Here is a 25,690-nt window from a genome sequence, read left to right as displayed (position 1 = left end):
AACGACCAAACCGCCCATTGATTTTCGTCCTGTCCTGGCCCAAACCGCTTCGGAACCAGCCGGAGGACGCCCATGACCCGCATCGACGCCAAATTCGCCGCGCTTAAGGCGGAGAACCGCAAGGCCTTCGTGGCCTACGTGATGGCGGGCGACCCCGATTACGCCACATCGCTGGAAATCGTGAAGGGCCTGCCCTCTGCGGGCGTCGACATCATCGAGCTGGGCCTGCCCTTCACCGACCCGATGGCCGACGGCCCGACGATCCAGCTGGCCGGCCAGCGCGCGCTCGACGGGGGCCAGACGCTGCAGAAGACCCTAGAGCTTGCCCGTGCCTTCCGCGCCGGGGATGACAGCACGCCGATCGTGATGATGGGCTATTTCAACCCGATCCATTCGCGCGGGGTCGAGCGCTTTCTCGCCGAGGCGAAGGAGGCAGGCATCGACGGGCTGATCGTGGTCGACCTGCCGCCCGAGGAGGATAGCGAACTCTGCCTGCCCGCCCGGGCCGCGGGGCTTAACTTCATCCGGCTCGCCACGCCCACGACCGATGACAGGCGCCTGCCCAAGGTGCTCAAGAATACCGGCGGCTTCGTCTATTACGTCTCGATCACCGGCATCACCGGGGCGGCGGCGGCCGAGGCCACGGATGTCGGCCCCGAGATCGCCCGGATCAAGGCGCAGACCGATCTTCCGGTGATCGTGGGCTTCGGCATCCGCAGCCCCGAAAGCGCCCGCGCGATGGCGGCGGTCGCGGATGGTGCCGTTGTCGGGTCGGCCATCGTCAAGCTGGTCGAGGAAAAGAAACCGGTGACCGAGATCCTGGCCTATGTGAAAACCCTTGCCGAGGGCGCGCACAGCGCCTGAGCCGGGCCCGCCCAGCCGAAGGCCCTGGTCGCCTTCGGGCGGCTCAGGCCTTCAGCCGGTACCCGGTTCTGAACCAGCGCCAGCACAGCGCCATGACCAGCGCCGTGGCCAATGTGCAGACCCCGAGCCCGAGCCAGGGCGAGCTGTCGGACCGGCCGATGATGCCGTAGCGCACCCCGTCGATCAGGTAGAAGACGGGGTTCACATGGGTCGCGATCTGCATTCCCAGCGGCAGCCGCTCGATCGAGTAGAAGGTCCCCGACAGGAAGCTCAGCGGGGTGATGATGAAATTCGTGATCGCCGCCATCTGGTCGAACTTGTTGGCGAGGATCGCCGCCATGATCCCCAGCGCCGAGAGGAAGGCCGAGCCCAGCAGCACGAAGACCAGCGCCCAGACCGGATGCGCGACCCCCATCCCAAGCACCGTCAGCATAAGGAACCCGACCGCGACGGCGACCAGCAGCCCGCGCGCCACGCCCCCCGCAGTATAGCCCGCCAGCAGCTCGACCGGCGACAGCGGCGGCATCAGCGTGTCGACGATATTGCCCTGCACCTTGGAAATCAGGATCGAGGAGGAGGTGTTGGCGAAGGCGTTCTGGATCACCGTCATCATCAGGATGCCCGGCGCCAGGAAATGCACGAAGGGCACCCCCATCACATCGCCCCGCGACGGCCCGATCGCCAGCGAGAAGACCCCCAGGAACAGTGCCGCCGTCGCCAGCGGCGCGGCCAGAGTCTGGCTCCAGACCGCCAGGAACCGCTGAATTTCCCGCGCGCTCAGCGTGTAAAGCCCCAGCCAGTTGATGTGTCCGAAGCGGCGCACCCCCATCCCGGTTGCGTTCATACGTCCTGTCTCCTTCATCCGCGTTCCGCTTGTATCCCCGAACCGGCCCGGATTAGAATAGGGCCTTGTCGGATTTCTCCAAGGCGGCAGGTCCCGGGGCGCGACCCCGGGCCGGAAAGCCGCCGCGAGCCAAGGGAATGTCATGTCCTGGACGGATGAACGTGTCGAAACGCTGAAACGCATGTGGGCCGAGGGCCAGTCGGCGAGCCAGATCGCCAAGGAACTGGGTGGTGTGACCCGCAACGCGGTCATCGGCAAGGTGCATCGGCTGGGGCTGTCGAACCGCGCGGGCGCCGCTCCGGCACGCCCGGCACCCGCCGCCGCACCGGTCGCCAAGGAAAAGCCCGCGCCGAAACCAGAGGCCGCCCCGGCCGCGGCGCCGGCGGCCCCGGCCACCCCGAGCCCGGCCACGCCCGAAAGCCGGCCGGCCGCCGCGCAGGAACCGCAGGACGCGGCCCCGCCGCCGGCCGCGACCCGCAAGGCCATCGTGCCCGCAGGCCAGCCGCTGCCGCCGCAGCCCTCCGCCAACGAGATCAGCCCCGAAGCCCTGGCCTCGGTGCGCGAGGTCGAGAAGACCGCCAAGCGGTTGACGCTTATGGAACTGACCGAGCGCACCTGCAAATGGCCGATCGGCGACCCCGCAACCGACGATTTCTGGTTCTGCGGCCTGCCGGTTCAACAGGGCAAACCCTATTGCGAGGCCCATGTCGGCGTCGCCTTCCAGCCGATGAGCGCCCGGCGCGACCGCAAGCGCTGAGCGCCCGCCCCCCTCGACGCCCCCGGTCCCCCGGGGGCGCCGCGGCCCGGGGCCCCTGTCAATCTCCGAACAGCTTTCTCAGCCCTTTCGCGGCCTCTTCCTCAAGCCGCCGCTTGGCCGCGCCCTCGAGGCTTTCGCCCTCATCGGCCTTCACCCCAAGTTCTTCGGCCGCCCGATCGCGCGCTTTCTGCTCCATCATCTCGCGCTCCTGCTTCAGCCGCTCCTCGGCCATGGCCCCGGCATCTAGCCTCACGCGCGGCGCCGCCCAGGGGCCGGTGATCCGAAGCGGCACGCTGATCCCGCCATTGCCCGAGCCCGGCAAAGCGGTCGGAACCAGCGTGTAGTCGAGATCGCGCGCCGCAAGATCGACGCGGCCACGCCCCCCGGCAGAGAGAAGGGGCGCCACGAGCCGGAGGTCCGAATTCGAAAGCACGCCCCGGTCGAGCGTGAAGCTTGCCGAAATCGAGTCGAAGATCGTCTTGGCCCCAGCCCCTATATAGGACGGGTCGAGATTGATCAGCATGCCCGCGAGATCGAGCCCGCGGAACTCGCCGCGGCCGAAGCCGAACGTGCCGCCGCCCGACAGCGAGCCCATCAGGGCCGCGACCGACCGGCCCGAGGCCTGCAGGGAAAGCTGCAGATCGGCCGAGGTCTGGAGACGGTCGAAACCGGCCATGTCGCGCAGCAGCGCCTCGGCCGCCACGCCCGCGATGTCGAGATCGGCGCCCAGCGACAGCCCCTTGCGGCCATCCACGTCAAAACTGCCGGTCACATTGCCCGCATAGGCCTGCAATTCGTGCAGATCGCCTGAAAGCCGCGCATCTTCCAGCCGCGCATCGAGGCGCAGGCGCCCCAGTCGCACCTTGCCGAGGTCCAGCCCCTCGGCATCGAGGCCGATCTCGGCATCGAGCGCCCCCATCCAGTCGGTATCGATCGGGGCTGTCGACCAGCCCGCCGGAGGCGCATTCGAGGCCGAGCCGGCGCCCCCCTTCTTATCCGCACCGCCACCGCTGCCGCTCGCAACGAAGGGCGACAGATCAAGCGTTCCGGCCGAGAGCCTGGCCTCGAGATGGGGCCGTGCCCCGGGGACGAATTCGGCATCGCCCGAGATCGTGTTGCCATCCTGCCGGAAGCTCGCCCGCTCGAGCCGGATCGCACCGTCGGGCGTCAGCGCGGCATGCCCCTCCAGCACCAGTCGCTGACCGACGCCCGAGGGCAGCTGGGGCGGCGTGGCCCCGGCGGCCGCGAAGATCGCGCGCAGATCCGAGACATCGGCAAAGAGCTTGCCATCGGCCGAGAGCGGCGCCAGCCCCACCGGCCCGTCAAAGGCAAGGCTTGCCCGCCCCAGCGCCGCATCGAGTGTCACCCGCGCCTGCTCTCCGTCGATCAGCGCCGCAGCCCGGGCGATCCGGGCCGACAGGCTGACCTCCCGCCCGTTCAGCAGGGCCTTGAACTTGAGATCGGCCGGGCCGTCGCGGTCGGGCGCCGTCAGTTCCGCCGCGACATCCGAAAGCTCGGTCCGGGCACCGCTGGCATGGTCGAGATAGACAAGCGCACCATCGGCGATCTCTCCACGGTCGAGCGTGATCCCCGCAAGTGCCCCCTGCCCCTGTGTCTCTGAGCGCGGCTCCGCTGCCGCCCCGGGCGCGGCCGCGCTTTCGGGCCGGTCGAACTCCCAGTTGCCGCGCCCGTCGGCCCGGCGTTCCAGCAGGATATGCGGCGCGATCACCGCAACCTCGCGCACCGCAATCTGGCCGCGGAGCAGCCGGGCAAGGTCGATGCCCACCGCCAGCCCCTCGGCCGTCAGCATCGGACCCTGCTCGGACCAGTCGGCATTGGCGAGGCTCACCGCCCCGGTCTCGACGCCGATCTCGGGCCAGAGCGACGGCCGCACCCCGCCCGAGATGGTCAGCACGCGGCCGGTCGCCTTCTCGACCTGGTCGGCCGCCAGCCGCGCCACCCTGTCGGTCGGCATCAGCAGCACCAGGGCGCCCCCAAGCCCGACCAGAACCACCACTCCCAGAAGTCCCCGGATCATCCAGCGCATCGGACCCTCGCTCGAACATGATTTCGTTTCGGCAAACCTAGGCCCCCCGCCCGCCCGCAACAAGGCGCCGTGAAAAGGCGCAGACACGAGGCGCGGGGACATCGGCAAGATCTTTCCAGACCGCGCGCGCTGGCGTATAGGCACGCAATCATGTCCGATCCCAGATCGCCGAACCCCCCCGACCTCCGCCCCGACCTGGCCCCCCGCGCCCGGATCGCCGACCCTGCCCGCCCGGGCCAGCCGACCATCGGCATGGTCAGCCTGGGCTGCCCCAAGGCACTGGTCGACAGCGAACGGATTCTCACACGGCTCCGGGCCGAGGGCTACGCGATCTCGCCCGATTACGCAGGCGCCGACGCGGTGATCGTGAATACCTGCGGCTTTCTCGACAGCGCCAAGGCCGAAAGCCTCGAGGCCATCGGCGAGGCCCTGAAGGAAAACGGCCGGGTGATCGTCACCGGCTGCCTCGGCGCCGAACCTGGCTATATCACCGGTGCCCATCCGACGGTGCTGGCGGTCACGGGCCCGCATCAATACGAACAGGTGCTGGACGCCGTCCATGGCGCGGTGCCGCCCGCGCCCGACCCGTTCATCGACCTTCTGCCCGCCTCGGGCGTCAGCCTGACGCCGCGCCATTACAGCTATCTGAAGATTTCCGAAGGCTGCAATCACCATTGCCGCTTCTGCATCATTCCCGACATGCGCGGCAGGCTTGCCTCGCGCCCGGCCCATGCGGTCCTGCGCGAGGCCGAGAAGCTGGCCGAGGCCGGGGTGAAGGAGCTTCTGGTCATCAGCCAGGACACCTCGGCCTACGGGGTGGATCTCAGGCACGCGACCCAGAAGGGCCACCGGGCCCATATCACCGACCTCGCCCGCGATCTGGGAACGCTCGGGATCTGGGTCCGGCTGCACTACGTCTATCCCTACCCGCATGTGCGCGAACTGATCCCGCTGATGGCCGAGGGGCTGATCCTGCCCTATCTCGACATCCCGTTCCAGCACGCCCATCCCGACACGCTGAAACGCATGGCCCGACCCGCGGCGGCCGCGAAGACGCTGGACGAGATCGCCGCCTGGCGGGCGGTCTGTCCCGATCTGGCGCTGCGCTCGACCTTCATCGTCGGCTATCCCGGCGAGACCGAGGCCGAGTTCCAGACCCTGCTCGACTGGCTCGACGAGGCGCAGCTCGACCGTGTCGGCTGCTTCCAATACGAGAATGTGGCGGGCGCGACCGCGAACGACCTGCCCGATCATGTGCCCGCCGAGGTCAAGCAGGACCGCTGGAACCGCTTCATGGCAAAGGCCCAGTCGATTTCCGAGGCCAAGCTGGCCGCGAAGGTCGGTCAGCGAATCGAGGTCATCGTCGACGAAACCGACGCCGAGGGCATCGCCAGCTGCCGCACCAAGGCCGACGCGCCCGAGATCGACGGCTGTCTTTTCATCGACGCGGGTGCCGAAGGCCTCGCCCCGGGCGATATCGTGACCGTCGAGGTCGACGAGGCGGGCGAGTACGATCTCTGGGGGCGGCTCGAAGGCTGAGCCGATGGTGGCGGCGGGGTCGGGACGACGCGTCATGCGGCGTCTTGCCCGCTGCGGAATTCGCGGGCGGACCTATGGTGGCGCCTCAGAGTTCTTCGAGGGGGGGACACCATGCAGAAAGTAAATTCAGTTGTCAGGGTCAGCTTTGCCGGCGGTTTGCTCGGGCTTCTTTTCGGCAGCACACGCGGTAAGGTCGATAAGATCCTGCAAGAGCAGAACGCGATGGGCTGGAATGTCGCCGAAGTCATTCCCGACAACCCCAACCTGGTGATTCTCGTATTGCGGCTTGTGCTTTTGGTAGCGACACTGGGGCTCTGGACGATTTCCAGCGGCTATCTCTTCATCATGGAAAAACCGAGCTAGGATCGCGCCGCGCCCTGCGGCCCTGAAGGCTCCTGCGCCCAAAGCCACAAACAGCCAGAGGAGGCCCGCATGATCCATGTCACCACCACATGCCCCGATACCGACACCGCCCGGGCCATCGCGCGCGCGGCGCTCGGGCGGCGCCTTGCGGCCTGTGCCAATATCCTGCCGGGCGTGATCAGCCTGTTCCACTGGCAGGGCCGGATCGAGGAAGAGGCCGAAGTGCAGCTGAGCTTCAAGACCCGTGCGGCCCAGGGGCCGGCACTCGTCGCGCTGATCGAGGAGCTGCATCCCTACGATCTGCCGGTGATCCACTGGGAAGAGCTCGCCACCACGCCCGGTGCCACGGCCTGGCTCGATACCGAGACAGGCTGAGACCCGATACGTCCTCAGGCCGGTTCCTGCAGCGCCTTCAGCGGCCCGCCGACCGCACACCATTCGGGCGGGCATCTGGCCCCGGCGGCCTGATGGCCCATCCAGCCCATGCAGGCCTCGGCCCGCCCGCAATGACAGCAGGCGGCGACGAGTTCGGAATATTCTCCCCGACCCAGCTGCCCGGAGCGGAGGGCGTCATTGAGGTTGACCCCGAGGGTGCGTGCCATGCCCTGGGTCAGCCAGAAATGCTTCGAGAGCCTGCCCTGATCTTCCATCGCGCTCAGGCGGACACGAGCCGCGCCCGCATCGCCTCCAGCAGATCCTTGTTGCGGCAATAGTCCGGCGTCGCGTCGGCCCCGGCGTCATGGGTCCCTAGCCAGCCCCTGCATTGCCCGGGATCGGTACAGCCCAGGCAGCGGGACACGCTGTCCTGCATGTCTTCGGGGGTCCAGCGGCCAGCCATGGTCTCTTCGTCGAGATCCACGCCCAGCACCTCTGCCATCTTCTCGAGCAGATGCGCGTGTTCGTCGTATTTGGTTTGGCCCGACATCGGATGTCTCCTGTCGTGTTCGAATTGAGCGCACTAGACTGCGGCACCGGCTCCCGCGCCTTGATGCGTGTCAAATCCGTCCGCCCGACCGACCGACAGCGCTTCACAAGCCCGCCCGGGGCGGCTAGCCTGCCAGGATGTTCAGTATCGAGCACGAATTCGACGCCACTGTCATCACCCTGGTCGATGAGGGGCCGGGGCCTCTTCAGGAGGATGTGACGATCACGGCCTTCGAGGATTGCGTCACGGTCGAACAGCTCGACCCGCGGACAGAGAGGGTGCAGAAGATCACGCTGTCACTGGCACAGCTGCATGAAATCGGCGCGGCACTCGATTTGCCCGAAGGGGTCTACCGGATCGCCTTCGACCACGACTAGCGGCCCGCCATCCGGTCCGCTCAGCTGCCCCAGATCCGCCGGACATAGGTCCGGGTCTCGTCATAAGGCGGGACGCCGCCATGGCGTTGCACCGCTTCGGGCCCGGCATTATAGGCGGCAAGCGCAAGCCGCCAGGACCGGAAACGGTCGAATTGCCGCCGCAGATAGCGCGCACCGCCCTCGAGATTCTGCCGCGGGTCGGTCGGGTCGACACCAAGCCTGCGTGCGGTCTCCGGCATCAGCTGCGCCAGGCCGATCGCCCCCTTGTGAGACACCGCGCGCGTATTCCAGCCCGACTCCTGCTGCACCAGCCGCAGGAACAGATCCTCCGGCACACCGTGCTTGCGCGCGGCCTCGCGGGCCACATCGACGAATTCGCCCCGGTAACGCCCGGAATAGAGCAGCATGCCCTGCGCAGGCGTGTGCACCCTGTCGGGCTGCAGCCGCACCGAATTTGAATATTGCTGGGCTGCGCGGCCGTCGAGCACCCGGGTCTGCGACCTGAACAGCGCGAGGCGGGATTTCGAGGATACCGATGCATCCGCCAGCACCGGTTCCGGATGCGCACCCGACACCGCCAGCGCGGCCAGCGCGATCGCTGCAAGCTGTCGCTTCACCGTCTTGTCCCTCCCCCGTGCCGGGTGGTCTTTTCGCCGCGGGAGTATAGGCAAGGCGGCGCAGTCTGGCCAGCCCGTCGCTTCCTCAAGGAACCGGACCGGGCCTGCCCCGGAAAACCACGTCCACAAGGGGCGGAATTCGCCGTCGCCCCCCCGGACGGCGTGGTATAAACGGGGGCTCTATGGAACTGGAAGATTCGAAAGAGGGCACGCATGGCAGGTTCGGTGAACAAGGTCATTCTGATCGGCAATCTCGGACGGGACCCCGAGGTGCGCAGCTTTCCCTCGGGCGGCAAGGTCTGCAATCTGCGGATCGCCACATCCGAGACCTGGAAGGACCGCAACACCGGCGAGCGGCGGGAACGGACCGAATGGCACACGGTCGCGATCTATTCCGAGCCGCTGGTGCGGGTCGCCGAGCAATATCTGCGCAAGGGCTCGAAGATCTATGTCGAGGGCCAGCTCGAAACCCGCAAATGGCAGGACCAGTCGGGCCAGGACCGCTACAGCACCGAGGTCGCCCTGCGCCCTTACCGGAGCGAGCTGACCATGCTCGATGGCCGTGACGGCGGCGGCGGCGGTGGCCGGGGCGGCGATTATGGCGGCGGCAGCGGTGGCGGCGGTTACGACCAGGGCGGCGGCCGGGGCGGCGATTACGGCGGGCAGCAACCGTCCGCGGGCGATTTCGACGACGAAATTCCGTTCTGAACGGGTCCCGGATGCAGAGGGAAGGACGCGCCCGCGGATGAACCGGACCTGGCCGGTCGATCCCAGGATCCGGAGCCGGGCCCCTTCTCTCTGTCTCAGGCCTGAAGGGTCGTCGCCCGGACCGCAATCGCCCGGCAGGCGACGACACCCATGATCTTCGCACTCATGCCAGATTGAGCCGACAGCGGCCCACCGACGGATCGACATCGCCTCTGTCTTGCGACCGTTCGGCCGCGTGGCCCGGCTCCGCTCGGATGCAGAACGCAGACGACGGGCGGCGCGAGTCATACGAAAATTCGCCGAATTTTCGCGCCCTATGTGTTCAGTACCGGCATTTGGTGAATCGGGTTCAGGATGAATCTGTCCGGCTCTGAAGTCCAGACCTTGCAGGCGTATTCGTAAGGTGTGAGACGCGCTGAGCGTCTTGAGCCGGCGCGAGAAGTTATATGCTGCTATGAAGTCCAAGAGGTGCGTTCGCAGCTGATCATGGCTATCGTATTGGAAACGCTTGACGTTCAGCGGGGAGACGCGCCACTGGCGCCTCTCCTGATCCGCTTCACCCTCCTTGATCGTGCGGTTCATCCGCTCGACCTGTCCGTTTGTCGGGAAAACAGTCCCCCGGACTGTTTTCCCGACAAACTCCAGGGATGGTTGGGTTTGGTCAGCCGGTGCTCGATCCCGTTTGCCTCGCAGATCATGTCAAAGCGCATCGGCCGTGAATACGCGGTCTTCCGGTTCCGAGGCTGCTCTGCGAACCGAATGCCCCTCGCCATTGTCACTCGGACCGATGGCGTTCCGATGGCTCGATCGGTGAGGACGGAGTGGACCTGATAGGGCACCGCTTCGAGCATGTGTTTCAGGAACTCCCGGGCCGTCTTCCTGTCCGCCTTCTCGACGAGCTGGGTCACGGCAAACTTGCTCGTGCGGTCGATGCCGACGAACAGGAAGAGCTTTCCTTCAGCGGTCTGCTCCTCGGCGATGTCGATGTGGATCGAGCCTGCGTGATCGCCATCGGTTCGAGACCCGCTGGCGAGGGCCGATAGGATCGCGCTTGAACTTCGACCGCTTCGGCTTGTCGCCCGACACGGCGGGTAGTCGAGAGATGCATTCGCCATCGTGCTTGAACCGGTGGCGCACAATGGCTCATCGCTGAAGGCACCGATGCAGCGCCGAGCGTGTCAGATGCGGGATGGACGGCTGCAGGGCATGGAGGCAGTCGTCCAGCGGCAGCAGCGTATGGCGTCGGAACGCGACGATGGCCGCCTCCTCCGCCTCCGTGAGGACCGTCGAACGTGGCTCCTTTGGACCTGTCCTGAGATCATCGACCGTCTGGCGTTTGCGCCACTTCGCAACCGTTTTGGGGTTCGTCGGGAAAACGATTCACTGGATCGTTTTTCGATCCTCCTCACTCCCGAGATCCCGGCTCAGCTGCGCGAGCGAAGCTTGCGATCGCTGTATTGCGGCTCTGATAGCGTGCGTGGTCGTGGCGCTCCCGTGACGAACCTGACCCATAATGCTTCCTTCCATTCCTGAGAAAGGATCACACCATCAAACCGTGGGATCAAACACCTAGGCCTGCGCGAGCCGTGCCTCGCGGGCGACGCGCAGGCGGGCGAAATCCTCGCCTGCGTGATAACTGGAACGCGTCAGCGGCGTGGCCGACACCATCAGGAAGCCCTTGCCATAGGCCGCCTTCTCATAGGCTGCGAATTCCTCGGGCGTCACGAAACGCGCCACCGCGTGATGCTTGGGCGTCGGCTGCAGATACTGCCCGATGGTCAGGAAATCGACATCGGCTGCGCGCAGATCGTCCATCACCTGAAGCACGGCCTGACGCTCCTCGCCAAGCCCGACCATGATCCCAGACTTGGTGAACATCGACGGGTCGATCTCCTTCACCCGCTGCAGCAGCCGGAGCGAATGGAAATAGCGCGCGCCCGGACGGACTTCCGGGTAAAGCCCCGGCACCGTCTCGAGATTGTGGTTGAACACGTCCGGCCGCGCCGCGACCACGGTCTCGAGCGCGCCGGGCCCGCATTTCAGGAAATCGGGCGTCAGCACCTCGATGGTGGTTTCGGGCGCACGATGGCGCACCGCGCGGATGGTCTGGGCGAAATGCTCGGCCCCGCCATCCTCCAGATCGTCGCGATCGACCGAGGTGATGACGACATGCTTCAGCCCGAGTTTCTGGACCGCATCGGCGACCCGGCCCGGCTCGAAGATGTCAAGCGCATCGGGGCGTCCGGTTGCCACGTTGCAGAAGCTGCAGCCGCGGGTGCAGATCTCGCCCATGATCATCATTGTCGCATGGCCCTGCGACCAGCACTCGCCCACATTGGGGCATCCGGCCTCTTCGCAGACCGTCGCCAGCCCATGCTCGCGGATCACGCGGTGGGTGTCGCGATAGCCCTCGCCGCCGGGCGCGCGCACGCGGATCCAGGTCGGTTTCTTGGGCTGTGCCGTATCGGGACGGCGGGCCTTTTCGGGGTGGCGTTCGGCGGGGTTCTTGAGGTCGCGCAACGGAGGTCTCCCTGGCGGGACGGATCGCCCTCTCTTATGCGCTTGCCGGTCCGAAGGCAACCGCGGCCGCCGAGGCGCCGCTCAGCCGTCTTGGGCGGTCCGGGTCAGACGTTCCCCGGCCTCGGCCAGGATCGCGGCCAGGGCCGCGAACCAGCCATCCTCGCGCGAGATCCGGCGCCGGACCAGCCCCAGCTGCCGCGCCGGTTCGGGCGAGGCGAAGCGGTGGACCGCGAGCGAAGGACTTGCCGCCCGTTCAGTGCGCAGCGCGATCTCGGGCAGGAAGGTCAGCCCGAACCCCTCGGCCGCCAGTCCGCACAGCGTCGCCAGCGACGAGGCCCCCAGATCGACCCGGGTCTCCTCGCGCTTCATGCCGCAGACCTCGAGCGCCTGATCGGCCAGGCAATGCCCCTCATCCAGCAAGAGCAGCCGGTCCGGGTCAAGCGCATCGGGCCGCAGCCCGCCGAGATCCGCCCCCAGCGCCGCGATCTGCCGCGCCGAACCCGCCAGCAGGAAGCGGTCCTCGAACAGCGGCGCCTCGACCAGGTCATCCCGCCCGGTCGGCAGCGCCAGCAGCACCGCATCGAGACGCCCCTCGTCGAGATCTGCCAGCAACAGGTCGGTCCGCGCCTCGCGCACCCCTATCTCCAATGACAGGTTGTCGGCCCGGATCAGCGGCAGCGCGACCGGCAGCAGATAGGGCGCCACCGTCGGAATGAGCCCGAGGCTCAGCCGTCCGGCCAGCCCGCGCTGCCAGCGCGCGGCATCCTTCAGCGCGCTCACCTCCTGCATCACCCGGCGGGCATGGCGCAGAAGATTGTGTCCGGCAGGCGTCAGCACCACCCCGCGCGGCTGGCGCTCGACCAGTTGCACGCCAAGCCCGGCCTCGAGCTCGCGGATCTGCACCGAGAGCGCGGGCTGGCTGACATGCACCGTCTCGGCGGCACGGCCGAAATGGCGATGCTCGGCGAGGGCGATAAAATAGGAAAGCTGCCGCAGGGTGATGCTCATGCCGATGTCCTATCGCAGCCGCGCCCCGCGATCCATCCCGGCGCGGTCGGCCCGGCTGACATGAAAACCCCCGCCCGGCTAAGCCGGACGGGGGCGGAACCGACAGGTCGCGTCAGGCTCAGGCCAGCGCGGCCTTGGCCTTCTCGACGATCGCACCGAAAGCTTCGGGCTCGTTCACGGCGAGATCGGCCAGGACCTTGCGGTCGACCTCGATCCCGGCAACGGCCAGAGCGTTGATGAAGCGCGAATAGGTCAGCGTTTCGTCATGGGCACGCACGGCCGCGTTGATCCGCTGGATCCAGAGCGCGCGGAAATTCCGCTTGCGCTGCTTGCGGTCGCGGGTCGCGTACTGGTTGGCCTTGTCGACGGCTTGGGTCGCGGTGCGGAAGGCATTGCCGCGGCGGCCGTAATAGCCTTTCGCAGCCTTGATGACCTTCTTGTGACGGGCATGGGTGGTGGTGCCGCCTTTGACTCGGGACATGGATCAGGCCTCCGTTAGCGCGAATAGGGCATGTAGGACTTGGCGAGCTTCTCGTCCGGAGCCGAGAGCATCGTCGTCCCGCGCGCGTCGCGGATGAACTTGGTGGTCCGCTTGATCATGCCGTGGCGCTTGCCGGCCTGACCCGCCTTGACCCGGCCGGTGGCCGTGACCTTGAAGCGCTTCTTGGCGCTCGACTTGGTTTTCATCTTGGGCATTTCCGTCTCCTTTCGGGCGGTGAAGGTGCGACTCGGCATGCCACAACGGCCGGTCGCCCCAGGTGAGTGGCGAGCATATAGAAAGCCCGGGCCCCGCATGCAAGGAGAAATCGTTCTCCGACGCGTCAGGCGGGCCCGGGCAGAGCCTTATTCGGGCTCGAGATTGAAGATCAGCCGCTCTTCGCAGGGCGCGACGCGCAGGATATTGGTCGAGCCGGGCAGATTGAAGGGCAGCCCCGCGACCACGATGATCTTGTCATCGCCCCCGCCATAGCCGCCCTCCCGCGCCGCACGGGCAGCGCTGACCACGGCCATTTTGAAGCGCTCGACCTTCTCGTTGTAATAGCAGTTGATTCCCCAGCTCAGGCACAGCCGCCGACCCGTCGCCGGAAACGGCGTCAGCGCCAGGATCGGCACCCGCGGCCGCTCGCGCGAGGTCTTGAGCGCGGTCGTGCCCGATTCGGTGAAACAGCAGATCGCCTTGATGTCGGTGGTCTCGGCGATCTCGCGTGCGGCCGAGACGATGCCGTCCGCGACGCTCGAGCGCTCGGCCTGGCGGCTGGCCTCGATCACCGAGCGGTAGGTCGGGTCGCTTTCGACCTCGACCGCGACATTGTCCATCATCTTCACCGCCTCGACCGGATAGCGCCCGGCAGCGGATTCGGCCGACAGCATCACCGCATCGGCCCCCTCGTAGATCGCCGAGGCCACGTCCGAGACCTCGGCCCGGGTCGGCATCGGGCTTTCGATCATCGATTCGAGCATCTGCGTCGCCACGATCACCGGCTTGGCGGCGGCCCGGCAGGACCGCACCAGCCGCTTCTGGATCGGCGGCACGCTCTGGACCGGCAATTCGACCCCCAGATCGCCGCGCGCGACCATGATCCCGTCCGAGACCTCGAGGATCTCGTCGAAGGCCTTCACCGCGGCGGGCTTCTCGATCTTCGACAGGATCGCGGCCCGCGTGCCCACGATCTCGCGCGCCTCGATCACGTCCTCGGGGCGCTGCACGAAGCTCAGCGCGACCCAGTCGACACCGAGATCGAGCGCGAAATTCAGATCCTCGCGGTCCTTCTCGGACAGCGCCGCCAGCGGCAGCACCACATCGGGCACGTTCACGCCCTTGCGGTTCGAGATGGTGCCGCCCACGATCACCTCGCATTCGGCGAAATCGGGACCGTGCTCCTTCACCCGCAGCCGCAGCTTGCCGTCATTGACAAGCAGCGTGGCGCCGGGTTCGAGCGCGTCGAAGATCTCCTTGTGCGGCAGCTGCACCCGATGCGCCTCGCCCGGGGTCGGGTCGAGATCGAAGCGGAAGGTCTGCCCGTCCTCGAGCTCGGCCGCGCCATTGGCGAACTGGCCGCAGCGCAGCTTGGGCCCCTGCAGGTCGGCCAGGATCGCGATCGGGCGGCCGGTATCGGCCTCGATCTGGCGAATGGTCGCGTGACGCTGCGCGATCTCCTCATGGGAGCCATGGCTCATGTTCAGCCGGAACACATCCGCTCCGGCCTCGAAAAGCGCCCGGATGGTCGCGTAGTCGGTCGAGGACGGGCCCAGCGTGGCCACGATCTTGAGGTTGCGTAGACGTCTCATACTGACCTATCTGTCTTCAGGTGATCCATGCGCAGTATGCGCCGGTGTACAATCCCACCTTCTAGGCCGAACTCAGCGTCAAGACAACCGGCGCCTGCGGGAACGGCCGCAGACAGGGATGTGGCTTGAAAAGGTGACAGGATGATGACCGAGCAGCCCTTCGAGACGGTCGGCGAGACGCGCGGCGGGCGCTGGCTGGTGACCTGCGATCACGCCACCAACATCGTGCCGTCCTGCGTGAATGGCGGCAGCCTCGGCCTGTCTCCGGCCGACATGGCCCGCCACATCGCCTGGGATCCGGGGGCCGCGGGCGTGGCCCGCGCGCTGGCCGAGCGGCTCGACGCGACCCTGGTGCTCAGCCGCTTCTCGCGGCTGGTGATCGACCCGAACCGGGGCGAGGACGATCCGACGCTGGTGATGCGGCTCTATGACGGCACCGTAATCCCCGCCAACCGCGCCATCGGCGAGGCCGAGCTCGACCGCCGCATCCGGACCTTCTGGCGCCCCTATCACGGCGAGGTCGCGCGGCTGGCAGCGCGGCGCTCCGACACCGTCCTGCTCGCGATTCACAGCTTCACGCCGCAGTTGAAGGGCCGCCCGCCCCGGCCCTGGCAGATCGGCATCCTGCATGGCGCCGACGACCGGCTGGCGCGGCCGCTGATCGCGCGGCTGCGCGCCGAGGACGATCTGGGCGGTCTCTGCGTCGGCGAGAACGAGCCCTATGGCGGGCATCTGCCGGGCGATTCCGTCGACCGCCATGCCGAGGCCTTCGGCCGGCCGAACGTGCTGATCGAACTCCGCAATGACGTGATCGCCGCGCCCGCCGACCAGGTCGCCTGGGGCGCGCGGCTTGCCCCGATCCTCGAGGCCGCGCTGGCCGAGACCGGCGCCTGAGCGCGGCCCGCCCCTCCCCTCCCGGAAGGAGACCCGACATGGACGACACCACCCGCACCGAGATCGAGGCCGCCGCCTTCCGGCGGCTCAGGCGCCACCTGATGGAGGACCGGCCCGAGGTCCAGAACATCGACCTGATGACCCTGGCCGGGTTCTGCCGCAACTGTCTGTCGCGCTGGATGGCCGAGGCCGCCGCCGAACGCGGGGTCGCGATGACCGAGGCCGAGGCGCGCGAGACCTTCTACGGCATGCCCTATGCGGACTGGAAGGCCCTGCATCAGACCGGGGCGAGCCCCGAACAGAAGGCGGCCTTCGACAGCGCCTTCGCCGCCAATGTCGGCCCGCGCAAGGACTGAGCCCTTTCGGCGCCGGCCGTGCCTGAGCTGACCTGAGCAGTGGTACCGGGAAGGTCTGCGGACGGGCCGCAAGAAAGCGGTCGCATCCGCCCCCGGGTTCTGGAGTAGACTGCGCCGCGACTCATGACAGCGCGGCACCGCCCGCGCGCCTCCGGGCGCGGGAGCATGTCTGTCGCCGCGCGCCCCGGACGAACGGAGCCCCCGATGATCCCGGCCAGCGGACCGATACTGCAATTCACTCCCAAACTTCTGACTGTCATGGCCGAGGGTTACGGGCTGCGCGCCTTCCGCGCCGATCTGGTGGCCGGGCTGACCGTGGCGGTGGTGGCGCTGCCATTGTCGCTGGCCATTGCCATCGCCTCGGGCGTGCCGCCGGATCGCGGGCTGATCACCGCCATCATCGGCGGCTTTCTGGTCTCGGCGCTCGGCGGCAGCCGGTACCAGATCGGCGGCCCGGCCGGCGCCTTCATCGTGCTGGTCATGGCCACCGTCCAGCGCCACGGACTGGACGGACTGGCGCTCGCGACCTTCCTCTCGGGCCTCTTCCTGGCCGCGGCCGGGGCGCTTCGCCTGGGCAGCTTCGTCAAGTTCATCCCCTACCCCGTCACGGTGGGCTTCACCGCCGGGATCGGCGTCATCATCCTCGCCAGCCAGATGCGGCCGTTTCTGGGGCTGACCCTCGACGGCCCCGAACCCGGCCCCTTCCTCGAGAAGATCCCTGCGCTCTGGGCCGCGCTGCCGACGCTCGGCCCGATCGATCTGGCGATGGGCATCGGCACCTTCGGCTTCATCCTGGTGCAGCGCCGCCATGCGCCGCGCTTTCCGGGCATGCTGATGGCAATCGCGCTGGCCGGGCTGACGGTCTGGCTGTTCAGGCTGCCGGTGCCCACCATCGGCAGCGCCTATGGCGGCATCGCCTCCAGCCTGCCCGCGCCGCATCTGCCGCCGCTGGGGCTCGAGAAGATCCGCGCCGTCCTTCCCGACGCGCTGGCCTTCACCCTTCTGGGCGCCATCGAGTCGCTGCTTTCGGCGGTGGTGGCGGATTCGATGACCGGGCGGCGCCACCGCTCGAATGCCGAGCTGATCGGACAGGGGGCGGCCAACATGGCCTCGGCCTGTTTCGGCGGCTTCTGCGTCACCGGCACCATCGCCCGGACCGCCACCAATGTGCGGGCTGGCGCCCATGGCCCGGTCGCGGGCATGATCCATTCGCTGGCGCTTCTCGGCATGGTGCTGCTGCTGGCACCGCTCGCCTCGGCAATTCCGCTGGCAGCACTGGCCGGCGTGCTGGTCTCGGTCTCGCTCCACATGATCGACATCCGCGCGATCCGGACGCTCGCACGCACCGCCCGGGCCGAGGTCGTGGTACTGCTGGCAACGCTCGCGATGACGGTGCTGCGCGATCTGACCGAGGCCATCGTGACCGGGCTCGCGCTGGGTGCGCTGGTCTTCCTGCACCGGCTGGCCCAGATGAGCGGGGTCGACGCGATGCTGGACGAGAGCGATACCGAAAGCCGGCCCGAGGATCGCGGCCCCAACCGGCAGACCGTGGTGCTGAGGCTGACGGGCGCCTATTTCTTCGGCTCGGCCCCGGTGATCGAGAATGTGCTCGACCGGATCGCAGCCCGGCCGCGCCATCTGATCCTCGACATGGCGGATGTCCCGCTTCTGGACATGACCGGCGCACACAGCCTGACCGGCTTCGCCCGAAAGGCGCTCGAGCAGGGCATGGCGGTCTCTCTGGCAGGGGCACGCCCCCGGCATCTGCAGATGCTCAGGGCCGCCGGGCTGCCAGACGCCACCCATATCACACCGGATGTCGCCGGGGCCCGGGCCATGGCCGATGCGGCCTGATCCTCAAGCATCTCGGCCCTGCCCCCTGTCCCGTCACCAGCCCTGCCCGGGCGCGGTGACGGGACCGGGCATGCCCTCTGGGACTTCGGGCCCGCCCATCCCTGCCAGCGCACCCGGACCATCTCTCTTCCCCCTCCCGCACGCCGGAAAGCGGCCATCAGGACCGCGGAACGGACCAAAGAAAGTGCAGCCTACGGTCTCGGCGCTTCACCCGGACGCTGGCGGCGCAGAGCCTGCATCGACACCGCGCCTGAAGCATCCGGCCTGCGATGCGCCTTATCGGTGAGCGGATCACTGGCGACGACACCCGACGCCCTCATCACGCCCCTGCCACGCGCAGGCCTGCCAAGGCATTCACCTGAGCGGCTCACCCCGACGTCGGGCCGGTACTACTAGCCGCTCGCGGAACAGCCCCGCCCCGAAGCCGTCTGAGGCACCTTTGACCAGCCCTGCCCCATCGCCCGGGACCGCGAAGCGCGGCGCGGAAAGCCCACCATTGCTGAAGGCAGGCGTCATCCGAAGCCGGTCCCGTTCCAGGCCGCGCTCTTGGCCCGGACTCGCCCCCCCGGAATGAACGTCTTCGCGAAGCGGCCCCAGGACGCGGGGAAACCGCATGAGCTCATCATCGCTGCGGTCGCGCGCAGGCATGTCAGCCCCGCCAGGGCCGGGCCAATCACCGCGGCTGAAGGACAAGCGGGCTAGCGGCCCGGCCCCCGGTCGAGCAGATCGTCCGGGACCAGCCCGGCCAGCCAGGCCCGGGCCGCATCGACCGTCTCGACATAGGCCTCGACCTGGCCCTCGAGCGCGGGGCTCAGCCCGGCAATGGCCGGCGCCTTGAGATAGGCAGAAAGTGCTGCCGCCGCGACCAGAACCGCGACAAGGAAGCCCGCCACGAAGGCACCGCCCCAACCACTGCGGGATGCGGCCGCGGGCGGGATGCTTTCGGCGCCGCGATCGGTGCTGGCCGAAAGCGTCGAGGTGATCTTCTCGATATCGGGCAGCAGGTCGCGCCGCCGGGCCGGCAACGGCTCGGCCGGGGCGGCCTCCGGGTCGGCCTCCGGTTCGGACTGCGGCGACGGCGCTGCCTCGGGGGCACTGCCCCGACCCGAACGCGGCGGGCTGACAAGCCCCAGATCGGCCTGTTCCGAAAAGGTCTCTGCGGTCGCCTCTTCCTCGCGGGCGCGCTGCTCGCGCTCGGCCTCCTCGCGCAGGATGTTCAGCACGTCCTCGTCGAGCCCGCGGCGCGGCGGCGCATCTGTGCCCTGCCCGGTCGGGGGCACCGCACCGGCGCCATCCGACGCGGTCTCCGGCGGCACCGGCGCGCGCGGCACCGCGAAGCCCGCCAGCGGGTCCTGCGGCGCGGCACCGGCCGGGTCCTGGAACCATATGTGGTTACAGTTCGAACACTGGACGTCACGCCCCTCGTCCGGGATCACCGCCTCGTCCACCTCGTATTGGGCGCCGCATTTCGGGCACGTCAATCGCATTCCGCTCTACCCCCCGGGGCGTATCGGCCCGCCGGACCTGCCTGCCATATCCGCGCCATGTTGTATCACCGGCTGCGGAAATTCAAAGCCTTTGCGGTCGGTGCGATTGCAACCCGCGCGGACGTGGGCAATACCATGGGCGAACGGACCCGGACCCCGGCCGACGGAGCGGACCTTGATCGAGCTCGAAAACGTCTCGCACAGCTATGGCGGCAGCGAGCTTCTGTGCGACATGTCGCTGAGGCTGGCGCCGGCCTCGTTTCATTTCCTGACCGGCCCCTCGGGGGCGGGCAAGACCACGTTCCTCAAGATCTGCTATGCCGAACTGCATCCCAGCCATGGCACGATGCGCCTGTTCGGCGCCGATCTCGCGGGGCTCGACCGCGACGGGGTCGCGCGGATGCGGCGACGGATCGGCGTGGTGCATCAGGATTGCCGCTTCCTCGACCACCTGCCGCTCGCCGAGAATATCACCCTGCCGCTGCTGGCCTCGGGGCGCGATATCGCGGCCGAAGAGCGCAACCTCGCGGAACTCATGAACTGGGTCGGGCTGAAGGCGCAGGCCGGGGCGCTGCCGCCGCAGCTTTCGGGCGGCGAGCGCCAGCGCGCGGCGCTGGCCCGGGCGGTGATCCTGTCGCCCGACGTGATCCTGGCCGACGAACCCACCGGCAATGTCGACTGGGAGATGTCGCTGCGTATCCTGCAACTGTTGATCGAGCTGAACCGGATGGGCAAGACGATCCTGATCGCGACCCATGACCTGAACCTGATCCGGGCCGCCAAGACCCAGGTCGCGGCGCGCGTGCTGCGCATCAAGGACCGGCGGCTGCAGCTCGCGGGGGCGGATCTGTGAGGCCGCTGCTGGCGGCCCTGAGGCGGCGCGTCGTGCTGCTGGCCTCGGCTCTGAGCTCGGAGCCCGAAGCCAGCCGGGTCGTGCCGCCAACCGGCTTCACCGCCCGTCTCACGCTGTTCACTGCCGCCACCATGACCTTTCTCGCGGTCTTCGCGCTGGCGCTGAGCATGGCCTCGGGGCGGCTGGCCGACCGCTGGGCAGACGCGCTGGCGCGGACCGCGACGGTGCGGATCTCGGCCCCGCCCGGGCAGATGGGCACCCAGACCGACGCGGTGCTCGAGATCCTGCGCACGACCCCCGGCATCGCCTCGGCCCGGGCCATGAGCGACATCGAACAGCGGCACTTGCTGGAGCCCTGGTTCGGCCCCGACCTGCCGGTCGAGACGCTGCCCCTGCCCCGGCTGATCGAGGTGACCGAGACCCGCGCGGGCATAGATGCCGAGGCGCTGCGGCTCAGGCTTGCGGCCGAGGCGCCGGGGGCGGCCCTCGACGATCACACCCGCTGGCGCCAGCCGCTGGTGCGCGCGGCCGGACGGCTCCGGCTGCTGGGCTGGACCGCGGCCCTTTTGATCGGGGCCAGCATGGCGGCGATGATCGCGCTGGCCGCCAATGCGGCGCTGGCCGCCAATGCCCAGCTGATCGGCGTGCTGCGCCTGGTCGGCGCCCGCGACATCTTCATCGCCCGGGCCTTCGTGCGCCGCTTTACCCGGCGGACGCTGGAAGGCGCCGCGCTCGGAACCCTTGCCGGGATGGGCGCCGTCGCCCTTCTGCCCGGCGACGGACCCGACGGATTTCTGACCGGGCTTGGGTTTTCCGGCCCCCAATGGATCGTGCCGCTGCTCTTGCCGGTGCCGGCCGGAGCCATCGGCTTTGCCGCCACCCGCTGGACCGCGATGCGAATGCTCAGAAGGATCACCTGACCGATGCGCTCTCCCCTGCAATATCTGCGCTCGCTGGTCTTCGTCGGCCAGATGTATCTGGCGATGCCGGTCATCGGGCTGCTCTACCTGCCGCTGGCGCTGGCCTCGCCGCGCGGCGCCACATTGGCGGCTCGGCATTATTGCCACTGGGTGCGCTGGACCGCGCGCTGGATGGTCGGCCTGAAATCCGAGGTGCGCGGCACCCCGCCCGAGGGCGAGGTGCTGATCGCCGCCAAGCACCAGTCCTTCTTCGACATCATCCTTCTGGTGGGCTCGCTGCCCCGGCCCCGCTTCATCATGAAGAAATCCCTGACCTGGGCGCCGGTCCTGGGCTGGTACGCGCTGCGGATCGGCTGCGTGCCGGTCGACCGCGGCAAGCGCGGCCAGGCCATCGCTGCGATGAGAAAACAGGTGGCCGAGGGCCGGCAGGCGCCGGGGCAGCTGATCATCTACCCGCAGGGCACCCGCGTCGCGCCGGGCGTGTCGCGCCCCTACAAGATCGGCGCGGGCGTGCTTTACCAGCAGATCGGCCAGCGCTGCATCCCCGCCGCCACCAATGTGGGCGTGTTCTGGCCCCGCACCGGGATCTATCGCAAACCCGGGCTCGCGGTGCTGGAATACCTGCCGCCGATCGCGCCCGCACAGCCGATCGACGTCTTCATGGCAGAGCTTGAAGAGAGGGTCGAGACCGCCTCGGATAGGCTGATGGCCGAGGCGGGCTTCACGACCAGGGGCTGAGACCCGCAAAGGACAACGCCGGCGATACCGTCGCCGGGGATCCCTCCCGGGCCAGCCCCCCGGTCAGGCGCGAAGAGGCAAGCTGCTCAGGCAGCCAGCCCCTTCGAGCCGATCTCGAGGAATTTCCGGCGCCGCTCGGCGACAAGCGCAGCGGGCTCCTTGCCGAGCAGCTCGCCCAGCATGGTGGCAAGGTTGCGCCCGACCCGGTCGATGGTCTCCTCGCGGGCGCGCTGGGCCCCGCCGATGGGTTCGGGGATGATCCGGTCGATCACCCCGAGCTTGAGCAGATCCTGCGCCGTCAGACGCAGCGCCTCGGCCGCCTCGCGCATCTTCTCGGCATCCTTCCACAGGATCGAGGCGCAGCCCTCGGGCGAGATCACCGAATAGACCGAATGCTCCAGCATCGCGACCTTGTTGGCCGTTGCGAAGGCCACCGCCCCGCCAGAGCCGCCCTCGCCGATCACGATCGAGATCAGCGGCACGCCGATCTGCAGGCATTTCTCGGTCGAACGCGCAATGGCCTCGGACTGGCCGCGCTGCTCGGCGCCCTTGCCCGGATAGGCGCCGGGGGTGTCGACAAGGGTGATGACCGGCAGCCCGAACCGGTCGGCCATGTCCATCAGCCGCACCGCCTTGCGATAGCCCTCGGGCCGGGCCATGCCGAAATTGCGCTCGAGCCGGGTCTTGGTATCGAACCCCTTCTCATGGCCGATCACCACCACCGGCTGGTCGTTGAACCGCGCAAGCCCGCCCATCACCGCATTGTCCTCGGCGAAGTTGCGGTCGCCCGCCAGCGGCGTGTATTCGCGGAACAGCGCCTCGATGTAGTCCTTGCAATGCGGCCGGTCGGGATGGCGCGCGACTTGGCATTTCCGCCAGGGGGTCAGGTTCTTGTAAAGCTCTTTCAGCATGTCGGCGGCCTTGCGATCGAGCGCCGAGGCCTCCTGCGCCACGTCCATCTCGGAATTGGCGCGGGCCATCGCCCGAAGCTCCTCGGCCTTGCCTTCGATCTCTGCCAGGGGCTTTTCGAATTCGAGATAGTTCATCGACGCGGCTCCTTGATGCTGGCGGGGTATATGACGCCCGCCGCGCCGATTTGCAACGCCGCCGCGCGACGACGATGACGCGGCTGCCCCGGCGGCATCCCGGCAGGCGGTCCTGAGCGCAGGCCGGGGCACGGGCCGGCACACGGGCCGGATCGCGATATGCAACCGTTCGCGGTGGCATCAGCGACGGGCAGTGTCGGACCTCCGCCACCAGACCGGAAAACCGCGCCCGGAACGCAGGCCGCCCGGGCGCGGAACCGCATCGCCATGACAAAGTGGCCGCGCCTTTGCCCCTGCACTTCGCCTCGGGCCGCCCTGACGATCGCCGGCCCCGGCAAGGGGGAACGGGTCCCGTTTCGCGCCGGTCCGGGAGGCCCGGGCAGGGCTCTCCCGCGCGATTCCCGATGCGAGGACCGGTTCCCGGGGCGCGCAGGCGCGAAGACGCACGGTCTTCACGGCGACGCCCCCGCCTCGGCCGGTCCCGCCCCGGGAACAGGGCGGGGCTGGCTCCACCAATCAGCCGATCTGGAAGCCCGGCGTCGAGGCCGCGATCGCCTTTTCCTCGTCATTCATCTCGGCCTCCACCGCCTCGAAAAGCGGGGTCGAGAGATAGCGCTCGCCGGTATCGGGCAGCATCGCGAGGATGACCGAGCCCGGCTCGGCGGTCTCGGCCACCTGAAGCGCCACCGCGACGGTCGCCCCGCCCGAAACCCCGGTCAGGATGCCCTCCTTCGCGGCCAGCGCCCGCGCCTGTTTCAGCGCCTCGGGTCCCTCGACCGGAATGAGCTCGTCATAGAAGCCCTTGTCGATCGCCTCCTGCAGGACCAGCGGAATGAAATCCGGTGTCCAGCCCTGGATCGGATGCGGATGGAAGGCCGGGTGGCTTTCATCCGCCTCGCCTTCGGCATTGCGCTTCTGCGCCCGGCCCGAGGCGATCAGCGCGGCATCGGCCGGTTCGCTGAGGATGATCCTGGTCTCGGGGCGTTCTCGGCGCAGCGCCCGGGCGATGCCGGTCACCGTCCCGCCGGTGCCGTAGCCCGACACGACATAGTCAAGCCGCTCGCCCTCGAAATCGGCAAGGATCTCGCGGGCGGTGGTGGCCTCGTGAATATCGGCATTGGCCCCGGTCTCGAACTGATGGGCGAGGAACCAGCCGTTCTTCTCGGCCAGCTCCTGAGCCTTGCGATACATCCCCATCGCCTTGTCGGCCTTCGGCGTCAGCACCACCTTGGCGCCCAGCATCCGCATCAGGCGGCGGCGCTCGACCGAGAAGCTCTCGGCCATGGTGATGACCAGCGGATAGCCCTTCTGCGCGCAGACCAGCGCCAGCCCGATGCCGGTATTGCCCGAGGTCGCCTCGACCACGGTCTGCCCGGGTTTCAGCGCGCCCGAGCGCTCGGCCGCCTCGATGATGTTCAGCGCCAGCCGGTCCTTGACCGAGGCGCCGGGGTTGAAGAACTCGGCCTTGACGTAAAGCGTGACATGGTTCGGGCCGAGATTGTTGATGCGGATCGCGGGCGTGTCGCCGATGGTGTCGAGCACGCTGTCGAAACGCCGCCCCCGTCCGCTGGTTTTGCGAATGCCGTCATCTGCCATGACCATACCCCTTTCTTCGGTACCGGGCCGCCGCGCGGGCGGCCGCTCTGATCTCGGGGCGAACCATAGCACGCCCGCCGGAAAGGGCACGGGGGGCCGGGGCCGGACGAGGCGGTTAGGGAGGAAGACCGAGCACATCTCGGCCGGGCGGAACAGAGCACTCAAGGCCCCGGCCAGATCCGGACGTTATTCCAAATCCGGCGGCAAATCCGGAACACGCTCCCACCGCCCTCTGTCTTGCAGCGTCAAGGCAGGAAAACCGGCACCAGCGAGGCCAGCAGCAGGAGCGCCATCGCCCGGTTGAACAGGCGCAGCCGGGCGGGTCGGCTCAGCAGCCGCCGGATGCGGGTGCCGAGAATGGTCCAGAGCCCCGTCGCGGGCACGCTTGCCGCTGCGAAGGCCCCCGCGACCAGCAGCACCGCCGACGGCTTTTGCCCCGGCGCGTAAAGCGTCAGCGCCGCCAGCGCCATGGTCCAGCCCTTGGGATTGACCCATTGGAAGGCCGCCGCCTGCAGGAAGGTCATCGGCCGCCCCGGCGCCGCGCCGGGTTCTGGCGGCGCGGCCCGGGCGATCTTCCAGGCCAGCCAGACCAGATAGGCGGCGCCCAGCCAGGTCAGCAGCACGCGCAGCATCGGCCAGGCCTCGAAGGCGCGCATCGCGCCCAACCCGACCAGCACGACCATGGCGACGAAGCCCAGCGCCACGCCCAGGATATGCGGAAGGGTCCGGCGCAGCCCGAAATTGGCGCCCGAAGCCATCAGCATCAGGTTGTTCGGCCCCGGTGTGATCGAGGCCACAAGCGCGAAGGCTCCAAGCGCCAGCAGAAGATCGAGATTGTCCATGACCCGCACTATCGCACGCTCTGCCCGGATTGCCAGCACCGCGGGTCGCGGGCTCCGGCAGACGGGGAGCCGACGGGAGTCCGACGGCCGGGCGTCCCGGGGGCTGGGGGGGGCCGGGGGGGTAGAGCCCCCGGCGGCTCGTGGCGCCTCAGCGCCGCGAAACCGGATCGGCGCGCGGCAGGTCCCGCGACGGGCGCGGCCGGGCCTTCAGGAGACATCCGCCGCGCATCCTCCGGCGGTCCGAAA

27 protein-coding genes and 1 pseudogene are annotated in these 25,690 nt (G+C 68.5%); 13 read left to right on the top strand and 15 right to left on the bottom strand.

Features of this window, described 5'->3' with window-relative positions:
* Positions 1 to 72 precede the first annotated feature (72 nt).
* Positions 73 to 864, top strand: coding sequence for a tryptophan synthase subunit alpha (gene trpA, locus ACK8CO_RS16890; protein ID WP_414897387.1), 792 nt, complete (start codon positions 73 to 75; stop codon positions 862 to 864).
* Between the two features lie 43 nt (positions 865 to 907).
* On the opposite strand, the gene ACK8CO_RS16885 is transcribed toward trpA, so the two are convergent.
* Positions 908 to 1,708 (bottom strand): ABC transporter permease, encoded by an 801-nt coding sequence (locus ACK8CO_RS16885; RefSeq protein ID WP_231119101.1) that lies wholly within the window; start codon positions 1,706 to 1,708, stop codon positions 908 to 910.
* A 142-nt stretch (positions 1,709 to 1,850) separates the two neighbouring features.
* On the opposite strand from ACK8CO_RS16885, the gene ACK8CO_RS16880 reads away from it, so the two are divergent.
* A complete protein-coding gene (locus tag ACK8CO_RS16880; protein WP_414897386.1) occupies positions 1,851 to 2,465 on the top strand; it encodes a GcrA family cell cycle regulator in 615 nt (204 codons plus the stop codon).
* Positions 2,466 to 2,523: 58 nt separating this feature from the next.
* On the opposite strand, the gene ACK8CO_RS16875 is transcribed toward ACK8CO_RS16880, so the two are convergent.
* The gene (locus ACK8CO_RS16875; protein ID WP_414897385.1) at positions 2,524 to 4,512 is read right to left on the bottom strand and encodes an AsmA family protein; all 1,989 of its coding nucleotides are present in this window, start codon (positions 4,510 to 4,512) and stop codon (positions 2,524 to 2,526) included.
* 150 nt (positions 4,513 to 4,662) lie between these two features.
* On the opposite strand from ACK8CO_RS16875, the gene rimO reads away from it, so the two are divergent.
* From rimO to cutA, 3 genes are all read left to right on the top strand, one after another.
* Positions 4,663 to 6,051 (top strand): 30S ribosomal protein S12 methylthiotransferase RimO, encoded by a 1,389-nt coding sequence (rimO, locus tag ACK8CO_RS16870; RefSeq protein ID WP_414897384.1) that lies wholly within the window; start codon positions 4,663 to 4,665, stop codon positions 6,049 to 6,051.
* 111 nt (positions 6,052 to 6,162) lie between these two features.
* A complete protein-coding gene (locus ACK8CO_RS16865; RefSeq protein WP_414897383.1) occupies positions 6,163 to 6,414 on the top strand; it encodes a hypothetical protein in 252 nt (83 codons plus the stop codon).
* Between the two features lie 69 nt (positions 6,415 to 6,483).
* Positions 6,484 to 6,789: a divalent-cation tolerance protein CutA gene (gene cutA / locus ACK8CO_RS16860; RefSeq protein WP_414897382.1), complete on the top strand. Its 306-nt coding sequence runs from the start codon at positions 6,484 to 6,486 to the stop codon at positions 6,787 to 6,789.
* Positions 6,790 to 6,803: 14 nt separating this feature from the next.
* Here cutA and ACK8CO_RS16855 read toward each other — a convergent pair whose 3' ends face one another.
* Positions 6,804 to 7,064 carry a DUF6455 family protein gene (locus ACK8CO_RS16855; protein WP_080616786.1) on the bottom strand — a complete coding sequence of 87 codons (261 nt, stop codon included), beginning with the start codon at positions 7,062 to 7,064 and terminating at the stop codon, positions 6,804 to 6,806.
* A 5-nt stretch (positions 7,065 to 7,069) separates the two neighbouring features.
* Positions 7,070 to 7,339, bottom strand: coding sequence for a DUF6455 family protein (locus ACK8CO_RS16850; RefSeq protein WP_080616787.1), 270 nt, complete (start codon positions 7,337 to 7,339; stop codon positions 7,070 to 7,072).
* Between the two features lie 137 nt (positions 7,340 to 7,476).
* Here ACK8CO_RS16850 and ACK8CO_RS16845 point away from each other — a divergent pair, with 137 nt between their 5' ends.
* Positions 7,477 to 7,716: a hypothetical protein gene (locus ACK8CO_RS16845; protein WP_414897381.1), complete on the top strand. Its 240-nt coding sequence runs from the start codon at positions 7,477 to 7,479 to the stop codon at positions 7,714 to 7,716.
* A gap of 20 nt (positions 7,717 to 7,736) precedes the next feature.
* On the opposite strand, the gene ACK8CO_RS16840 is transcribed toward ACK8CO_RS16845, so the two are convergent.
* Complete coding sequence (locus ACK8CO_RS16840; RefSeq protein ID WP_080616789.1) at positions 7,737 to 8,333, bottom strand: lytic transglycosylase domain-containing protein; 597 nt, start codon at positions 8,331 to 8,333, stop codon at positions 7,737 to 7,739.
* Between the two features lie 213 nt (positions 8,334 to 8,546).
* On the opposite strand from ACK8CO_RS16840, the gene ssb reads away from it, so the two are divergent.
* The gene (ssb, locus tag ACK8CO_RS16835) at positions 8,547 to 9,041 is read left to right on the top strand and encodes a single-stranded DNA-binding protein (RefSeq protein WP_080616790.1); all 495 of its coding nucleotides are present in this window, start codon (positions 8,547 to 8,549) and stop codon (positions 9,039 to 9,041) included.
* 314 nt (positions 9,042 to 9,355) lie between these two features.
* Here ssb and ACK8CO_RS16830 read toward each other — a convergent pair.
* The 6 genes and pseudogenes from ACK8CO_RS16830 to pyk form a co-directional block, all read right to left on the bottom strand.
* Positions 9,356 to 10,553 (bottom strand): annotated as a pseudogene (locus tag ACK8CO_RS16830) (IS481 family transposase).
* 57 nt (positions 10,554 to 10,610) lie between these two features.
* On the bottom strand, positions 10,611 to 11,561 hold the full coding sequence (gene lipA, locus ACK8CO_RS16825; RefSeq protein WP_080616791.1) for a lipoyl synthase: 951 nt from the start codon (positions 11,559 to 11,561) through the stop codon (positions 10,611 to 10,613).
* Positions 11,562 to 11,642: 81 nt separating this feature from the next.
* Complete coding sequence (locus ACK8CO_RS16820) at positions 11,643 to 12,569, bottom strand: LysR substrate-binding domain-containing protein (protein ID WP_414897380.1); 927 nt, start codon at positions 12,567 to 12,569, stop codon at positions 11,643 to 11,645.
* Between the two features lie 118 nt (positions 12,570 to 12,687).
* Positions 12,688 to 13,050: a 50S ribosomal protein L20 gene (gene rplT / locus ACK8CO_RS16815; protein ID WP_080616793.1), complete on the bottom strand. Its 363-nt coding sequence runs from the start codon at positions 13,048 to 13,050 to the stop codon at positions 12,688 to 12,690.
* Positions 13,051 to 13,064: 14 nt separating this feature from the next.
* Positions 13,065 to 13,265, bottom strand: coding sequence for a 50S ribosomal protein L35 (gene rpmI / locus ACK8CO_RS16810; protein WP_075785022.1), 201 nt, complete (start codon positions 13,263 to 13,265; stop codon positions 13,065 to 13,067).
* A 147-nt stretch (positions 13,266 to 13,412) separates the two neighbouring features.
* The gene (gene pyk / locus ACK8CO_RS16805) at positions 13,413 to 14,858 is read right to left on the bottom strand and encodes a pyruvate kinase (RefSeq protein ID WP_080616794.1); all 1,446 of its coding nucleotides are present in this window, start codon (positions 14,856 to 14,858) and stop codon (positions 13,413 to 13,415) included.
* 144 nt (positions 14,859 to 15,002) lie between these two features.
* On the opposite strand from pyk, the gene ACK8CO_RS16800 reads away from it, so the two are divergent.
* The 3 genes from ACK8CO_RS16800 to ACK8CO_RS16790 all read left to right on the top strand — a co-directional run bounded on the left by ACK8CO_RS16800 (position 15,003) and on the right by ACK8CO_RS16790 (position 17,962).
* Positions 15,003 to 15,752, top strand: coding sequence for an N-formylglutamate amidohydrolase (locus ACK8CO_RS16800; protein ID WP_414897379.1), 750 nt, complete (start codon positions 15,003 to 15,005; stop codon positions 15,750 to 15,752).
* 38 nt (positions 15,753 to 15,790) lie between these two features.
* On the top strand, positions 15,791 to 16,108 hold the full coding sequence (locus ACK8CO_RS16795; protein ID WP_080616795.1) for a DUF1244 domain-containing protein: 318 nt from the start codon (positions 15,791 to 15,793) through the stop codon (positions 16,106 to 16,108).
* 204 nt (positions 16,109 to 16,312) lie between these two features.
* Positions 16,313 to 17,962, top strand: a complete 1,650-nt coding sequence (locus ACK8CO_RS16790; protein ID WP_080616796.1) for a SulP family inorganic anion transporter — start codon at positions 16,313 to 16,315, stop codon at positions 17,960 to 17,962.
* A gap of 698 nt (positions 17,963 to 18,660) precedes the next feature.
* Here the strand turns inward: ACK8CO_RS16790 and ACK8CO_RS16785 are convergent.
* Entirely contained in the window at positions 18,661 to 19,449 is a 789-nt protein-coding gene (locus ACK8CO_RS16785; RefSeq protein WP_414897378.1) for a zinc-ribbon domain-containing protein, read from the bottom strand.
* 175 nt (positions 19,450 to 19,624) lie between these two features.
* Between ACK8CO_RS16785 and ACK8CO_RS16780 the strand changes: the two genes are divergently transcribed.
* The 3 genes from ACK8CO_RS16780 to ACK8CO_RS16770 are packed head-to-tail and all read left to right on the top strand — an operon-like array spanning position 19,625 to position 21,960.
* Entirely contained in the window at positions 19,625 to 20,302 is a 678-nt protein-coding gene (locus tag ACK8CO_RS16780) for a cell division ATP-binding protein FtsE (RefSeq protein ID WP_080616798.1), read from the top strand.
* 32 nt (positions 20,303 to 20,334) lie between these two features.
* Positions 20,335 to 21,222, top strand: coding sequence for a cell division protein FtsX (locus ACK8CO_RS16775; protein ID WP_080618038.1), 888 nt, complete (start codon positions 20,335 to 20,337; stop codon positions 21,220 to 21,222).
* A 3-nt stretch (positions 21,223 to 21,225) separates the two neighbouring features.
* Positions 21,226 to 21,960, top strand: a complete 735-nt coding sequence (locus ACK8CO_RS16770) for a lysophospholipid acyltransferase family protein (protein WP_414897377.1) — start codon at positions 21,226 to 21,228, stop codon at positions 21,958 to 21,960.
* 86 nt (positions 21,961 to 22,046) lie between these two features.
* Here the strand turns inward: ACK8CO_RS16770 and ACK8CO_RS16765 are convergent, their stop codons facing one another.
* From ACK8CO_RS16765 to ACK8CO_RS16755, 3 genes are all read right to left on the bottom strand, one after another.
* Positions 22,047 to 23,006, bottom strand: a complete 960-nt coding sequence (locus ACK8CO_RS16765) for an acetyl-CoA carboxylase carboxyltransferase subunit alpha (protein WP_080616800.1) — start codon at positions 23,004 to 23,006, stop codon at positions 22,047 to 22,049.
* Positions 23,007 to 23,522: 516 nt separating this feature from the next.
* Complete coding sequence (gene cysK, locus ACK8CO_RS16760) at positions 23,523 to 24,602, bottom strand: cysteine synthase A (RefSeq protein ID WP_414897376.1); 1,080 nt, start codon at positions 24,600 to 24,602, stop codon at positions 23,523 to 23,525.
* A gap of 245 nt (positions 24,603 to 24,847) precedes the next feature.
* The gene (locus ACK8CO_RS16755) at positions 24,848 to 25,444 is read right to left on the bottom strand and encodes a LysE family translocator (protein ID WP_080616801.1); all 597 of its coding nucleotides are present in this window, start codon (positions 25,442 to 25,444) and stop codon (positions 24,848 to 24,850) included.
* Positions 25,445 to 25,690: the final 246 nt, after the last annotated feature.

The sequence above is a fragment of the Rhodovulum sp. HP10 genome, from assembly GCF_047553435.1.
In the GTDB taxonomy this organism is placed as follows: domain Bacteria; phylum Pseudomonadota; class Alphaproteobacteria; order Rhodobacterales; family Rhodobacteraceae; genus Rhodovulum.
Note: the sequence above shows the minus strand (reverse complement) of the source record. Positions and strands in the feature narration are given on the sequence as shown.

What these genes read in the sequence shown, in the direction of transcription:
- trpA (WP_414897387.1), top strand. Translation starts at nt 73, where the DNA reads ATGACCCGCATCGACGCCAAATTCGCCGCGCTTAAGGCGGAGAACCGC.
- ACK8CO_RS16885 (WP_231119101.1), bottom strand. Translation starts at nt 1,708, where the DNA reads ATGAACGCAACCGGGATGGGGGTGCGCCGCTTCGGACACATCAACTGG.
- ACK8CO_RS16880 (WP_414897386.1), top strand. Translation starts at nt 1,851, where the DNA reads ATGTCCTGGACGGATGAACGTGTCGAAACGCTGAAACGCATGTGGGCC.
- ACK8CO_RS16875 (WP_414897385.1), bottom strand. Translation starts at nt 4,512, where the DNA reads ATGCGCTGGATGATCCGGGGACTTCTGGGAGTGGTGGTTCTGGTCGGG.
- rimO (WP_414897384.1), top strand. Translation starts at nt 4,663, where the DNA reads ATGTCCGATCCCAGATCGCCGAACCCCCCCGACCTCCGCCCCGACCTG.
- ACK8CO_RS16865 (WP_414897383.1), top strand. Translation starts at nt 6,163, where the DNA reads ATGCAGAAAGTAAATTCAGTTGTCAGGGTCAGCTTTGCCGGCGGTTTG.
- cutA (WP_414897382.1), top strand. Translation starts at nt 6,484, where the DNA reads ATGATCCATGTCACCACCACATGCCCCGATACCGACACCGCCCGGGCC.
- ACK8CO_RS16855 (WP_080616786.1), bottom strand. Translation starts at nt 7,064, where the DNA reads ATGGAAGATCAGGGCAGGCTCTCGAAGCATTTCTGGCTGACCCAGGGC.
- ACK8CO_RS16850 (WP_080616787.1), bottom strand. Translation starts at nt 7,339, where the DNA reads ATGTCGGGCCAAACCAAATACGACGAACACGCGCATCTGCTCGAGAAG.
- ACK8CO_RS16845 (WP_414897381.1), top strand. Translation starts at nt 7,477, where the DNA reads ATGTTCAGTATCGAGCACGAATTCGACGCCACTGTCATCACCCTGGTC.
- ssb (WP_080616790.1), top strand. Translation starts at nt 8,547, where the DNA reads ATGGCAGGTTCGGTGAACAAGGTCATTCTGATCGGCAATCTCGGACGG.
- ACK8CO_RS16820 (WP_414897380.1), bottom strand. Translation starts at nt 12,569, where the DNA reads ATGAGCATCACCCTGCGGCAGCTTTCCTATTTTATCGCCCTCGCCGAG.
- rplT (WP_080616793.1), bottom strand. Translation starts at nt 13,050, where the DNA reads ATGTCCCGAGTCAAAGGCGGCACCACCACCCATGCCCGTCACAAGAAG.
- rpmI (WP_075785022.1), bottom strand. Translation starts at nt 13,265, where the DNA reads ATGCCCAAGATGAAAACCAAGTCGAGCGCCAAGAAGCGCTTCAAGGTC.
- pyk (WP_080616794.1), bottom strand. Translation starts at nt 14,858, where the DNA reads ATGAGACGTCTACGCAACCTCAAGATCGTGGCCACGCTGGGCCCGTCC.
- ACK8CO_RS16800 (WP_414897379.1), top strand. Translation starts at nt 15,003, where the DNA reads ATGACCGAGCAGCCCTTCGAGACGGTCGGCGAGACGCGCGGCGGGCGC.
- ACK8CO_RS16795 (WP_080616795.1), top strand. Translation starts at nt 15,791, where the DNA reads ATGGACGACACCACCCGCACCGAGATCGAGGCCGCCGCCTTCCGGCGG.
- ACK8CO_RS16790 (WP_080616796.1), top strand. Translation starts at nt 16,313, where the DNA reads ATGATCCCGGCCAGCGGACCGATACTGCAATTCACTCCCAAACTTCTG.
- ACK8CO_RS16785 (WP_414897378.1), bottom strand. Translation starts at nt 19,449, where the DNA reads ATGCGATTGACGTGCCCGAAATGCGGCGCCCAATACGAGGTGGACGAG.
- ACK8CO_RS16770 (WP_414897377.1), top strand. Translation starts at nt 21,226, where the DNA reads ATGCGCTCTCCCCTGCAATATCTGCGCTCGCTGGTCTTCGTCGGCCAG.
- ACK8CO_RS16765 (WP_080616800.1), bottom strand. Translation starts at nt 23,006, where the DNA reads ATGAACTATCTCGAATTCGAAAAGCCCCTGGCAGAGATCGAAGGCAAG.
- cysK (WP_414897376.1), bottom strand. Translation starts at nt 24,602, where the DNA reads ATGGCAGATGACGGCATTCGCAAAACCAGCGGACGGGGGCGGCGTTTC.
- ACK8CO_RS16755 (WP_080616801.1), bottom strand. Translation starts at nt 25,444, where the DNA reads ATGGACAATCTCGATCTTCTGCTGGCGCTTGGAGCCTTCGCGCTTGTG.